The sequence below is a fragment of the Candidatus Erwinia haradaeae genome (genome assembly GCF_900698855.1).
In the GTDB taxonomy this organism is placed as follows: Bacteria; Pseudomonadota; Gammaproteobacteria; order Enterobacterales; family Enterobacteriaceae; genus Erwinia_E; species Erwinia_E haradaeae_F.
Window position 1 is genome coordinate 408,266 of record NZ_LR217698.1, and the last position, 14,279, is coordinate 422,544.

Annotated in this window: 7 protein-coding genes; 5 read left to right on the forward strand and 2 right to left on the reverse strand. The window is 26.1% G+C overall.

Annotated elements, in window-relative coordinates:
• Positions 1-542 precede the first annotated feature (542 nt).
• The 5 genes from ubiK (at position 543) to HACICURT3053_RS01175 (ending at position 7,167) form a co-directional block, all read left to right on the forward strand.
• The gene (gene ubiK, locus HACICURT3053_RS01155; RefSeq protein ID WP_157991929.1) at positions 543-809 is read left to right on the forward strand and encodes a ubiquinone biosynthesis accessory factor UbiK; all 267 of its coding nucleotides are present in this window, start codon (positions 543-545) and stop codon (positions 807-809) included.
• Between the two features lie 1,287 nt (positions 810-2,096).
• Positions 2,097-2,576 carry a CvpA family protein gene (locus HACICURT3053_RS01160; protein ID WP_157991930.1) on the forward strand — a complete coding sequence of 160 codons (480 nt, stop codon included), beginning with the start codon at positions 2,097-2,099 and terminating at the stop codon, positions 2,574-2,576.
• Positions 2,577-2,617: 41 nt separating this feature from the next.
• Entirely contained in the window at positions 2,618-4,135 is a 1,518-nt protein-coding gene (purF, locus tag HACICURT3053_RS01165; RefSeq protein ID WP_157991931.1) for an amidophosphoribosyltransferase, read from the forward strand.
• 560 nt (positions 4,136-4,695) lie between these two features.
• Positions 4,696-5,265: a UbiX family flavin prenyltransferase gene (locus HACICURT3053_RS01170; RefSeq protein ID WP_157991932.1), complete on the forward strand. Its 570-nt coding sequence runs from the start codon at positions 4,696-4,698 to the stop codon at positions 5,263-5,265.
• 1,266 nt (positions 5,266-6,531) lie between these two features.
• The gene (locus HACICURT3053_RS01175) at positions 6,532-7,167 is read left to right on the forward strand and encodes a DsbA family protein (RefSeq protein WP_157991933.1); all 636 of its coding nucleotides are present in this window, start codon (positions 6,532-6,534) and stop codon (positions 7,165-7,167) included.
• A gap of 854 nt (positions 7,168-8,021) precedes the next feature.
• Here the strand turns inward: HACICURT3053_RS01175 and folK are convergent.
• On the reverse strand, positions 8,022-8,510 hold the full coding sequence (gene folK, locus HACICURT3053_RS01180; protein WP_157992300.1) for a 2-amino-4-hydroxy-6-hydroxymethyldihydropteridine diphosphokinase: 489 nt from the start codon (positions 8,508-8,510) through the stop codon (positions 8,022-8,024).
• On the reverse strand, positions 8,507-9,934 hold the full coding sequence (gene pcnB / locus HACICURT3053_RS01185; RefSeq protein WP_157992301.1) for a polynucleotide adenylyltransferase PcnB: 1,428 nt from the start codon (positions 9,932-9,934) through the stop codon (positions 8,507-8,509). Before pcnB ends, folK begins: the two co-directional genes overlap by 4 nt.
• Between the last annotated feature and the right edge of the window lie 4,345 nt (positions 9,935-14,279).

The window sequence follows — 14,279 nt, forward strand, 5'->3', positions numbered from 1 at the left end:
ACTAATTTACCAGTTAAATAAATAGACAGAAGTACCAAATGATTCATGTCTAATCTAATAGATGGTAAAGAACACTTGTTCTAAATTAAGAATTTTATTCTATAACCAATCTAAGTTGTATATATTGGATATTGTTTTTTAAAATATATCATTTTGTTTATTATAATCTAGATTTTTTAGGTTATTTAATATAGTCAGAAGAATTTATCAAAGTGGTACTGATATTATATATACAAAATACGACTGTAAACATATGGTTTACAGAGGGATATTATGTTTCTATTTTTTTTGAAAATCTTAGTTATGATGTTATCAGATAAAATATTTTAAAGAACAAGAATTAGTATATAGTTAATGATATTATCATGTCTCGTTATAATTTAATGTGTGAAATAAAGGGTTTTTCGCAGTTTTTCAAGAGAAAATGAATGTATTGTGATTATTTTAAATAAAATTTTTTCTTATAATACAAGAGTCTTTTTTACTTAAGTTCAGGAAGAAATAGAGACTAAATTGCATTTATTTTTATTAGGAGTCAGATTATGATTGATCCAAAAAAAATTGAAATGTTAGCTAGGAAAGTTCATAATGCAATGCCAATTAGCATTCGTGATTTTGGTTATGATATTGAGACAAAAATACGTCAGACACTGCAAGCGCATCTTGCTCGATTAGAGTTAGTCAGTCGTGTAGAGTTTGATGCTCAGGCAGAGATTTTATTAAGAGCTCAGGAGAAGCTGGTTATTCTAGAAAAAAGATTGTCTGAGCTAGAAGAGATTAAGAGTGATCAAATATTAAATCAGACATAAATAGAATATAGTTTGTAATTATTTTAAAATTTTATTTTTTTTATATTAAAATTCAGAAGGATTGGTCTTAATACATATTAAGACCATATAGGTTTTTTAATGTATTTAAATTAGATTATTGAATGTTGCTATATGCTTTTATTTCTTTCTATTGTCCTCTTATCTTCGTGAAGAGACTGTAAAGATTTTGAAATACAAGTCCTTTACAGGATAGTTTTTTTGGTTATCGCACTTATCTTTGATAAAGATAAGTGTCATGATTTTATCATTTGTATATTCAATTATAACTCGGATTTTGTCTAAGGTTGTTAATATAGACTGCGGTTGCTACTATGTTTATTTGAGGGTGTTTCCTATTTAATTATTATTTGTGATAATTACATTTCTTTCTTATTAGAATGGATTTTTTAATATTATAAAAATAGTTATGATGCACAATGTTTAGTAGGAGATGATTATATCATTTTACAATAATAATTAATAGAGATAGATTTAGAATGAAGTATCTATCATTACTTTAGAATGTAATCAGAGATTATAAAATAGTTATAGAATATTAATATAATATATTTTAATATTTCACGTATTAATGTTCTTTTGATAAAGAAAAGTCTATGCGATATATATAAATCATATAAAAATTAGTTAGAGAATACCTGAATATAAAAATATTTTCTTTAGTATATGAGATATATTAAGGGATTAATGTTAGATATTTTTGTCTAAGATCTGATTTAGTAAATTTAGTGGTTTGAATAAAAATAATGAATGGATATTTTGATTATATTACGAATCAATATGTTTGTAGAGTTTCTATGATATAATCATGAGTTATTGTCCTGTAAAAGTTAGTTGTATAAACTATATTGACTTTATATATTTATATAATTATAGAAAATAAAAAATTAGCTCGCAAGATAGAATCTTTTAGATATTATCTCTAAATTAATAAGAGATAGTTTAGTAGATATTGAGCAGTGATTAAATCTTTGGTTAAAATTGCGAGATCATATAGAGACAAATAGGTTATAGATATATTAGATTGATTTATGATTCAGCGATCTTAATAGGTTTTTAACCTAACTTTAATATTATATGTTATTAATGTCTAAGTGATAGATTGGATTGATATATTATCGGTTAGTTTATACAACTATTTTAGTTGGTTTAATAACTTATTAATAGAATGATGTTCTGAGTAAGCTATAATATTTCAGTATTCTTGAATTTATATTTAGATTAAAATTTAAATTGAAAATAGATATAATATAGTAACTGGAATCATTTATGATTTGGATTGATTATAGCATTATAGCAATTATTAGTTTTTCTTCTTTTGTGAGCCTTGCGCGTGGCTTTATTAAGGAGGTGCTTTCCTTATTTACTTGGTTGTGTGCAATTTTTATAACGAATCGCTACTATTCTCACCTTTCTGTCTTGTTTACAGGTTTTGAAAATGAAATAATGCGTAATGGTATTTCTATTATGTGTATTTTTATAAGTACTTTGATTGTTGGATCTGTTGTTAGTTCTATGATAGGTGGGTTAGTTTCTAAAACTGGTCTTTTAGCAATAGATAAGGTTTTAGGAGTTTTTTTTGGTGGGTTACGAGGTATACTAATTTCTGCAGCCATATTGTTTTTTCTCGATACTTTTACTAGTTTTTCTAAACTCCCAGACTGGCAGCAATCTCAGTTAATTCCCTATTTTAATTATATTATTGAGTCGATCGTGGCTTATTTAAAAAATAAAGCAATTTTTTATTAAGGATCGGGCATTACGAGGTCAGATTATGAGGGTACATTAATATGTGTGGTGTTGTTGGGATCGCTGGATTTATGCCTGTTAATCAGTCTATCTATGATGCGCTAACCATGCTTCAACATCGAGGACAAGATGCTGCCGGTATCGTAACTATTGATGCAATGAATTATTTTCATATGCGAAAGGGAAATGGGTTGGTAAGTGATGTGTTTCAGGTTGCTCATATGAAGCGAATGAGTGGTAATATGGGGATCGGTCATGTTCGTTATCCTACATCGGGGAAATGTAATGCATCTGAAGCCCAACCTTTTTATGTTAACTCTCCGTACGGAATTACATTAGCCCATAATGGGAATATTACTAATGCTCTGACGTTACGTACTGAATTATTTCAAAGTGGTCATCGACATATTAACACTAGCTCGGATTCTGAAATTCTTCTGAACATCTTTGCTCAAGAACTAGATTGTTTTGAATCTTATCTTCTTCACGAAAACAATATTTTTTCAGCTGTTTCTTCGCTTCATAAAAAGGTACAGGGTGCTTATGCTTGTGTTGCAATGATTATTGGTCATGGGTTAGTTGCTTTTAGAGATCCCTATGGAATTCGCTTATTAGTTCTTGGACAGCGAATTATAGATGATGGGCGTGTTGAGTATATGGTTGCTTCTGAAAGTGTAGCATTAGATGCGTTGGGTTTTAAATTACTAAGAGATATAGAGCCTGGAGAAGCGGTCTATATAACAACAGAAGGAGAGTTATATAGTCATCAGTGTTCTGACAATCCAAAGTGTACCCCATGTTTGTTTGAATATGTATACTTTGCTCGTCCAGATTCATGTCTCGACAAGATTTCTGTATATAGCGCTCGTGTTCGTATGGGTACTAAACTTGGTGCAAAAATTGCGCGTGAATGGAAAAATATCGATATTGATGTAGTAATCCCTATTCCTGAAACATCTTGTGATATAGCTTTGGAGATAGCACGAATTCTTGACAAACCCTATCGACAAGGTTTTGTGAAAAACCGTTATGTAGGTCGTACTTTTATTATGTCAGGTCAGAATTTACGTCGCACTGCAGTACGACGGAAGTTAAATACTAATCGTGCAGAATTCTATGGAAAAAATGTATTACTAGTAGATGATTCTATTGTTCGAGGAACCACTTCTGAACAAATTATTGAGATGGCTCGTGAAGCAGGTGCGCATCAGGTGTATTTAGCATCTGCGGCCCCAGAGATCCGTTTTCCAAATGTATATGGGATTGATGTTCCAAGTGTTACAGAGTTAATTGCTCATGGACGAGATTCCGATCAAATTTGTGATTTAATTGGGGCTGATGGATTGATTTTTCAAGAACTTACAGATCTTATTAATGCAGTACGAGAAGACAACCTAGATATTACTTCATTTGAGTGCTCTGTATTTAATGGTATTTATATTACTCAAAATGTTGATCAGAAATATTTGTCATATTTAGAAAAATCGCGTACTGATTATTCTGAGGATTTACAAAATATTAGTGAGGTAGAGAATTTAGAAATATATAATGAGCTTTAATGATATATATAATAGTTTGATGTTATTTAACATGATAGGTTTTTATATTTTTTATTTTATATTTTTTATTTCTAATATTTATTGAATTTTTTGTATTAAAGATCACTTTTGTTTTATTTATTATTTAATATGAGTATATTATATATCGTTTATTTTTGATGAGTGTAATAATATAAAATTAGATAAGTAGGTTTTTAGCTATTAACTTTATAGATAATATGAAGATATATTCATAAATAATATTATTTATATTATTAGTTAATATGCAAGTAAGTTTTTTATCAAAAAAATAAACTATAAAATCATTTGATTAACGCTTTTTATAATTTTCAGTGTTGTTAAGTGGGCTCTAAAATATTAATTTAGATATATATAATAGATTGATTTTATTTTTTGTAGAAAAATTATTTCACTTTATCTATTAAAGATCCTAGTTTTATTTGAAAAGCATATTAATATTTTATTTTGTTTTAATCCGAATCAATATTTGGTAAGATTTTAAATAAACATTGGATATAGGAAGGAAGTTAATTCTAAAGATCGGACTTAGGAGATATGGCATGAAACGATTGATCGTGGGTATCTCTGGTGCAAGCGGAGTAATTTATGGCATACGAACTTTACAGGTTTTACAGCATATTGATGAAATTGAAACTCATCTAATTATGAGCGAAGCAGCGAATCGTACATTGCTTCTTGAAAGTGATTATTCTGTAAGTGACGTTCATGCTATGGCGGATGAAGTTCATGATGTGCATAATATTGCAGCTAGTGTATCTTCTGGATCATTTAAAACTATTGGGATGGTTATATTACCTTGTTCAATAAAAACCTTATCGGCCATTGTGCATAGTTATCATGATGGACTCATGATTCGTTCTGCTGATGTAGTATTAAAAGAAAAACGCCGTCTAGTCTTGTGTGTACGAGAAACTCCACTACATATTGGGCATCTTCGTTTGATGATTACAGCATCGGAGATAGGTGCTGTAATTATGCCTCCAATAGTTTCATTTTATCATCGCCCTCATAATATAATGAGCATTATTGATCAAACAGTAAACCGTGTTTTAGATCAGTTTAATATTAAAATAGAGAATGATCTTTTCATTCGTTGGGGAGAGAGATAGATAAATCTGCTTGGATTACTAGATAAATCATAATTTATTTTATAGATTTTGATTGAACGCTAATCTTATGTATAAGATTAGTTCTTATAAGAACTTAGTTAGGTCTTTATTTGTAATGTTCTCTGAACATTACTAGCGTAATTTTTTGAACTCTAAAAAGGATAAAATAGTATATTAAATTTTTTGTTATACACCGTAAGTTATTTACTTTTTTTATTTATAAATAAATGATATTTAAGGTTATTGAAACCTTTATTTAAAAAATAACTTGATATAGTAAATTTAAATTTCTTTAATCTTTTTTTATTTTCTATAAATAATAGCATCTTTGTTTTAATAATTCGTCTTTTATTAAAAGGGTAAAGTTTAATCTTAATTAAGTATAAAAGGGTTATTTATTAGTTTATATCAGGTATAGTTTTATTATATCAAGATATAATATGGTATTAGATGGTTTTTTTGATTAATAAATCAATGATCCAATTAGATATCTTAGAATTAAATGGTAAATAGGAGATTCATTTTTTATTTTTTTATAATATAAAATAATTTAATAATTTTATTTAATAAATTCTTCTATCCTGATAGATAGAAGCATTTATTATTTTTGTAACTTATTTAATTGGTTTAGATATATACTTTCTTCTTAAATACTACTTTTACATAATAAAAAGTATGTGCTCTACAGAGCATAATTGATTTTTCTATTCCATACTTTTTAATTTTAGATATTGATAATTTATTTTTCTTTTTCAGAAGAAAAGTTACTTGTATAAATGATAGATTATTTTATCTAGTATTATATCTTATGTGTTATTTATTTACTTTTCTAGATTAGTCTATGATAAATAGACTAGTTGTGTGATGACTGCATCAGACTGTCTTCTTAAAAAAAATATGATTTATATTTTATACAACTCTTTCTAAATAGAATTTTTTTATTCAGTAGATTATGGTATTGTAAGTTATTTATCTAAATAATTTATCTTCAATATTCTTTTCGTCGATATAAGTACTTTCATGACAAAACATACACTTTATTTAGCAAAAAGATTAGATTTATTTTTAGATAAAATTTAGATAAGGATAAAATTGATTAATAATAGAGTCTTTCTTTTAAAAGAAAATTAAGGCAATTATTGTGGATAATTATTCTGGATAATTCATGAATTTTGCATATTTAGTATTTATACTAATCTAATCTATTGGCTATGGGATGGCTAAAAGAATGATGTGCGCTATCAGTAATGAAGAGGTAGTAGTTAAATGAAAAAGATTTGGCTAGTGTTATTGGGTTTGTTTTGGGTGGTAAATGTTACAGCTTCTGAATTCATAAATGGTCAGCATTATATCACATTAAATAAGCCTATTCCTGTTGAAGCTCAAATAGTGGAATTTTTTTCATTTTATTGTCCTCATTGTTATCAATTTGAACAAATTTGGCCTATTGGTTATATTGTAAACAAGAACTTACCTTATCCTGTTAAGATAATAAAATATCATATTGGATGTTTTGGCGGCAATATGGGTTATGCTTTAACACGTGCATGGACGATTGCTATGGTTATGGGGTTAGAAAATAAAGTTACTTTACCTATTTTTCATGGGATTTTGCATGATAAAACCGTCACTGACGAAGTTTCTTTGAAAAAAGTTTTTATGAAAGTTTCTGGAATAAAGTCGGCGGAATATGATGTAGCGTGGAATAGTGATCAAGTAGAATACTTAGTGCACAAACAAGAGAAAATTGCAGAGTATGTGGGTCTAAAGGGGGTTCCAACGATGTTAATTCATGGAAAATATATGATTAATAATAGCGAGTTAGATTCACGCTCTACAGAAGTTTATTTGAAACAATATTCTAATTTGGTACGTTTCTTACTTACCAAAAAAAATCAATGACAAATTAAAACGATAGTATTTTTGATATATGGATATCATATTTGTATTACAAGGTAACTGATAAATATTCTGATATTTATATATTTTTTTGTATAGAAATATTATTAAAACTTAATAAGTTTTTTAGCTAAATTGCATTTTTTTTGGAATTGCTATTTGACTATATTTGATTGGATATGTATTAGTTATGTAGATATAAATATTACTATAGTTGTCTTTTTTAGAACAAATATTTATATTCAAATAATACTAGAGTTATTAAAAGAGATATATAAATTATCATAGATATAATGTTTATCAATGATTAATTAAATATGAATTTGTTTATAAGAAATTTTATAATCTAAGTATAGAAGATTATAGACATTTTAAATTAGTATTCAATAATTTCGACTTGGTTATGGTAAGTGTAATCATTTTTGTTTCTATTAATATGGAATTTTTTCTGTAGTTAGAAAATGAAATTGTATAAAGGAGTCCGTTATTTTTTTTATTTTTATTCATCATATGCGGTTTATTTATATAAAATAAAAAATTTTAAAGTTTCAGTTATAAGAAATTTTTCTGTTAAAAATAGCTATTGTTATTGTATTTAGCGAACATAAAATTTTTAAACTAATCATGTTTATAGAGAGAGATGAAATATAATTATAATATTTTGATGACTTTATTTTAATATGATTTGTTAAGAATTTTTTGAGTATAAAATTTATAAGTGATTAGGTATCTTTGATTTTGTAATGTGTATAAAGTTTGTATTTTATTAGAGAATATTTTAATATAGTGAGATATAAATTTTATTCCAAGTTTATTAGCATCAACAGAAGAAAAAAGTTCTAGTTTATTTTAAAAAATTAACATTTAATTACATTTTTTATGATTCTCTCATCAAGAGATGCTAAAAGATTAGATAATCGTCTTCCATCTGGAAGATAAAGATTTGGTGCAATATCGAAAAGAGGTAGAAGCATAAAGGCTCGATTATGCATATCATAGTGTGGTAGTGTGAGTCGAGGTGTGTTCAATATTTGTTTTCCAAATAACATAATGTCAATATCAAGTGTGCGAGGCCCCCAACGATCAGTTTTACGCACACGTCCTTGCTCTTTTTCAATATTCTGTATTTGATCCAGAAATATATCGGCTGTAAGATAAGTCTCAATAGCTATTGCTATATTAAGAAAATAAGGCTGTTTAATAGGACCATAAGGAGGGCTATAATACAGTGGTGACTGTATTATTACTTGGGCATCTTTTATATGCTTGATTTTATTAATAGCATTCTTTAGTTGAGTAAGAGGATTAGAGATATTGCTTCCAAGGGATAAGTAAACACGATTTATTCTTGACATATATTTTTTTCGCTCTGTCTTGGGCAAGAAGACATGCATTTACATAGATTTGATCGCTGACAGTTTGGTACTAAGTTTTTTCGTAAAATATTGATCATATTATTTTGTTCTGATACAGTAGATATTTGAAATTGACGCCACCAAGCAACTAGGTTATGTAATTCATAATTAGATTCTACGATGGCACGCATTTTTAATAAATGGTAAGCAGCGCGAAATTTAGGATGCTCTATTAATATCAATGTTCTTTTACTATCTCGAATTGATAAACGTAATTGCAAATTCCAGATATCACGCACTAAATTAGTAATACGTTTTGGGATTGCGAGTGAGCGGCTAGCTTGGTCCAATAAATAATTCATTGCTGTTAAGAAAGCATCGTAATAGGTACATTTTTTTTCCTGGGAAAATTTCTGTGTTATAATTAATTGAGGATACCAATAAAGTGTAGCAAATAAAAATTCTGGATTAACAGGTTTCTGATGTTGGATGCGTAGATCAGTTTTTTTCAAAACTAAAATAATTATATGTTCTATATTTTTATTACCCTGTGTGCTTAAATAATGTGTAATAATTGGAAAAAGAGGTTGAAATAACTGATATTTACATAGTTGTAAGTATGTATGATAACCATAGCCAGACTGAAGTAATTTAAGCGTCTCCTCAAATAGACGAGCTGGAGGAATATCATATAACAATCTAGCAAGATATGGGATTGGTTTTTTAGTTCTACAGTCAATTTTCATATTCAGTTTGGTAGAAAATCGTATTACGCGTAACATGCGTACTGGATCTTCTCTATATCGAGTTTCTGGGTCTCCAATCATTCGGATAATACCGCACTCTAAGTCTATCAAGCCACCACTATAATCACGTACTGTACGATCACAAATATTATAATAAAGACTGTTAATAGTTAAATCTCGGCGTTGTGCGTCATCTTCAATAGAACCAAAGTTATTATCACGCAATAACATTCCAGTTTGTGTACAGCAAACTCCATTACAATTGATTACACCTTGTTCCTTAGGTTTATGATGGCTACGAAATGTAGCCACTTCGATTACTTCATGACCAAACATAATGTGGGCAAGTCGAAAACGGCGTCCGACTAAACGACAGTTACGAAATAACATTCGTACTTGATCTGGTGTTGCATTAGTTGTAATATCAAAATCTTTTGGTTTTTTATTAAGTAGCAAATCACGTACACTGCCACCAACTAGATAGGCTTCATATCCAGATTTGTTTAAGCGATATATTACTTTAACAGCATTATCACTGATATTCTTTTGAAGAATTCTATGATTTTTACGTTGAATGACAGTCACTTGACATGCTTTTGATATGTCAGATAGCACATCATTTTCATGACTCAGGATTTGTCGGCAAAAATTAGACACTCGGATAAAAATAGGGCACCTCTATAGTGATAAAATCTAGTCTATAAATATATCTATGAACCATTATAATTGAGATCACAGATTTTTAGAATTTTGTTAAAATTTTCATGTATTTTAAGAGTATTTTTTGAGATATGTTATGAATGTTCTTTTAGAACGAACTATAATTTCTTAATATGTCTATTTTAGAATTGCTTCATATGAGAAATATAAGTAGTAGGTATTGTGGCGTAGGAAGGTAGATATATCAATGTATCTTATGCATACTTTGGTTTTATTTGATGCATATTGCTTAATGATAAGCAACAAGCAACTTCATCTGCATTTTTTAGAAGTATTGTAATTTTTAGGTTTTTACTATATTATTTCGATTTAGATATTAGTATATAAGTATTGAGATTTTCGTTGAGGAAATTAGTTTCTATTAATTGTAATATATACATATAAATTATATAAAATCATTACAATGTATTTTTGATGTTTTTCATAGTATAATTTTTTTAAAAAATGTTAATAAGTTTTTCTTTTATTTAGTATAACAATACATATTATATTATTTTATATTTAAAACCTAGAAAGACTATATCATCTGCATGTGGAATTTTATCTCAGAAGATTTTCTAATAAGATGTTTAATCTTCTATAAATTAAAATAGTTTTAATGTCAATTGAATCAAATTATCTGCATAATATAATGAGAATTATTTGAGATATCTTTAGGTGTTTGTACTTAATTGCAGTCCTGAGCTGTATGTCTATTTATTTAATCTAAATTGAAGTATAATATTATTAATTTAGTATATATAATTATTATTTTTTATAAATTTACGGAGAATCTAATAGGGTTGATTGTATAAAGATAGTATGATGAATTAATAACATCAATTAGAGTAAAGAAGTAAGACTCTCAGTTTATAGTGATGAATTGTATACAACTATAAATTATGGTCCTAGTTTATAAGGAAGATAGAACAATATAAGAATAAGATAATTAAAGAAAGATTTACCTTTGATATTCAAAGGTATGACTATTTAATTGAGTGGTAGTTGTTTTACGAATAAACTAATTTTTTAGTTTAGAGTCAATATTCTAATGAATGACCCGATCAATAATATTAATTTGAATGATTATAATACAGCTTATTGAGTGAATTAATAGTTGAATACGATCATTATGAAAAGATTCTTTTTTAGAAAAATTTATTTTTCTATTTTTAAAGTAAAAAATGTAAATTGCAATAATAACTAGCTCTTTTATGTTTAAAAGAGTTATCATATTTTTGGTATCAATGATATATGAATATTTTTTAGAAAAAATATAGAATTTATATTGAGTGTATTCTTAATTAATGATTAAGCTAGGTGTTCTATAAATAAATAAAGTGGTTTTTCTTATTTGATATTAAGAGAGTTAATCTATATTATTAAGATAATTATTAGATTATGAATAATAATTTAATTTAAATCATATCTAATCAATATTTACCTTGTATGAGCATTTAGCATGATTGAACTGTATAAACTGATTGATTTTATTTTTTCATCGTATCATTAGTGCTAAAATTTACTGGAATGTTTGAATATTTGTATTTAGTACTCAGAGTTTTTACTTATTTGTAGTGTGTTCTATTATTTAAAATAATATTTTTGTATGCACCACACTGTAATAAGCATAAGATCATTGTGATTTATTTACTGCATAATGGATATTATGGTTATTTATTTATCTATTTAAGTTAATAGTGATTTATTATATTGATGGATATCATAATAATGATTAGTGAGTTTTTAAATATATTTTTTACATAAAACAATTTAACCTACTATTTTATAGAGTAGAGTATTTATTATATATAATTAAATCATAAAATTGGGTTTTATTTTTATCAAAGATGATTGTATATATAATGTATTTTTATATTTAAAAATATACTTATTTTTACTTCTTTATATTGTTCGTGTCTTTAGTAAGAAGAGTTGATTTTAAGGGTAATTTCATCTATAAAAAAATCTGTAAGATTCGTTAAACAGTATTATTATCTATAATAGCTATCTTGAAAATCATCTTTTTTTTGATTGTTTATTTACCTTCTTTATTATTATAACTACGTGATAATTGGTAATTAATATAATATTAATTTGATCTTATTGATCTACGGAAGTAAGTATTATGTAAGTATAATTAATAAGATCAAAAATTTTATTTTAATCAGTAGGTTTTGATGATTAAGTAAATTATCTTTCGTTTTGAAAGAAATGTTATTCGTGAATTATTTAATTTTTTAAAATTGATTTATAACTTAAGATTAATATAGCGGTAATACACTTATTTTAACTGGGTTGAGTAAGTGATGATCATTACTTATAATGTGTTTTTCAAAATGAGGTATATGTAGTTTTAATGTAATATAATACATAACTAGATTATATTTTATAGTATATTTCTAATTTTATATAAACAATATATAAAATATATAAAATATTATTTTATACTCTAATTTAGATATTCCATTAAGTGATATTTAATGACATTTTGTATAAATTCGATATTTTTAGCTCACAATAAAACATATATCGCATATTTCTTTTATGGAGTAAAGCGTTATAATTAGATGAGTTAGGAGACGCTTGTGTATGTATATCTATAATAGATTAGTTGCTTATTATTAAAAGATTACTCATTAGATTTAGTTAGTATTAACGTTAGGGTTTAGTCATCGTTTTTAGGGATATATTTTATAACGTTTATGAAATTTAAATTAAAATTTTTATATATTTTAATTGATGCAAGATATTAAAATAATTTATTTATGTTATAAATCATAATACTGTGTATTATTTTAGATACCGGTCATGTTTTAATACTTAATCTTCATAGTTTAACTGATATTTTATTACATTATAAATGTTTTGGTGTCATTTTATGGAAGTCAATATTTTATTGTATTGTATACTAATGTACTTGGTCATTAAGTCAGTTGGTAATGAATTTTAATATGGGGTTATTATGACTGTATGAAAATATGATAAAAGAAAAAGATAGACGTTGCTGTATAGTCTTATTAGCAATAATGAAGAGTCTAAGGTTTTAGTCTGTTATACCTAGTGATATTTGATAATGTGTTTTTATTTATTCATCGATTTATATACTAGAGGTCTTTCTTAAAGAAAGTTGCTGAAAAATCTATTTTCTTTACTGAGTGATTATCTATAAGATAATCAGATTTTAATAATTGTATGGGATACGACTGATGGATATGATCAATAGTTATGTGGTAATGTTAGTTATTACTTTATATATGTAGATAAAATGATAGGTAGGTTATTAGGTGTTTTTAATGAATTTATTTATCAATAAAGAAGAATTCAGCATAGATCATGTCTAATGAAGCATATAAAAGAGAACGGAAGTCAAACCATGGATTAATTACTATTATATATGATTGATATTTGCGTGACAGTAACAATGATGTTGGATGTTTCGTAAGATATTTGTTCTCAAAAAATAGTCATAATCGTATAAATTAATGATGGCAAAGCCCTTCTTAATCCAGGGAGAAGAATTGTGGTTTGTCATATAATTTCTTTTTATTTATATAATTAGAACTTTCTATTTTTTAGAATCATGATTCTTATGATTATAATGAAGCATATCATGAATTAATATGCATTATCAAACCATAATTATTTATTAAAATTAATATTTAAAGATTTTTGAAATACAAATATTTTTATTGATTGTTATATTAATTTGAAAAAAAAAGCAAGATAAAATCGTCTATTAGTAAGCTGACTTTATCTCAAAACTTTTTTTAGAAACAAATAAGATTTTATAGTTTAATTTTCAAAAATAACAAGGTATAAATTGATGATTTGAATTAAAGAGGTTTATTAAAGTTATTATAATGCAAACTAAGATTGTAGGCTATACTAGGTAATTGTAAAGGTATCTATTAGGTGCGTATCAAATAGATTAATGAGTTAAATGGATCATAATTAATTAAAAGAACACTATATTTTATAGAGAAATATAATATTTACTTTCTTTGTATAGTGAAACAGAAATCTTACTATCTCTGTTTTTTAACAGATAAACAGGCCTAAGATTGTTATCTTTACACATCTAGTACTAAATGTAGAGATTCAATTATATTTTTTAGTAGTTGAATGCGTTATCATTCAATTTTTGAAACATTACGAATTAGGTTGTTATTTAAATTACTATAATAGTATATAAGATGAGTGAATGACATCAATATTTACATTACTTAAATGGGTTGTATTCTTTATTTTCGAAAAGAATCTGAAATATATAAGATAGTCATGTATTATTAAATATAAAATTCTTCGTTAAGAA

Coding starts and splice junctions, on each gene's coding strand:
- ubiK (WP_157991929.1), top strand. CDS start 543: ATGATTGATCCAAAAAAAATTGAAATGTTAGCTAGGAAAGTTCATAAT.
- HACICURT3053_RS01160 (WP_157991930.1), top strand. CDS start 2,097: ATGATTTGGATTGATTATAGCATTATAGCAATTATTAGTTTTTCTTCT.
- purF (WP_157991931.1), top strand. CDS start 2,618: ATGTGTGGTGTTGTTGGGATCGCTGGATTTATGCCTGTTAATCAGTCT.
- HACICURT3053_RS01170 (WP_157991932.1), top strand. CDS start 4,696: ATGAAACGATTGATCGTGGGTATCTCTGGTGCAAGCGGAGTAATTTAT.
- HACICURT3053_RS01175 (WP_157991933.1), top strand. CDS start 6,532: ATGAAAAAGATTTGGCTAGTGTTATTGGGTTTGTTTTGGGTGGTAAAT.